This window comes from Acidithiobacillus concretivorus, from assembly GCF_018853445.1.
GTDB classification, from domain to species: Bacteria; Pseudomonadota; Gammaproteobacteria; order Acidithiobacillales; family Acidithiobacillaceae; genus Acidithiobacillus; species Acidithiobacillus concretivorus.
The window spans coordinates 1-384 of record NZ_JABELD010000107.1; the positions used below are offsets into that span (position 1 = coordinate 1).

Genomic DNA, 384 nt, shown 5'->3' on the forward strand with positions numbered 1-384 from the left:
AGAGAAACCCAGGAGATGGTCTTCGCCGCCCATCAGGAAGCTTTTCTAGCCTTTGAAGGGGTCCCTGAGCGGGGTATTTACGATAACCCCAAGACCATCGTGGACGTGGTATATCATCGTCCCCTCAAAGGTCAGGAACGGGATTTTAATCGGCGTTTCCTGGCCCTTATGAACCATTATCTGATTCGACCCACCGCCTGCACGGTAGCAGCTGGATGGGAGAAGGGACAGGTCGAGAATCAGGTCGGGAATATCCGTGAATGGTTTTTTACCCCGCTTCCGCGCTTTGAAACACTGGATCAGCTGAACACCTGGCTCTGGGAACGCTGTCAGGAGCGGGCACAGAATCATGCACACCCCGAGCAGAAGACACGGACGATCTGG

At 54.4% G+C, this 384-nt stretch carries 1 pseudogene; it reads left to right on the forward strand.

Annotated elements, in window-relative coordinates:
* Positions 1-15: 15 nt before the first annotated feature.
* Positions 16-384 (forward strand): annotated as a pseudogene (locus HJG40_RS12065) (IS21 family transposase); the annotation flags it as partial.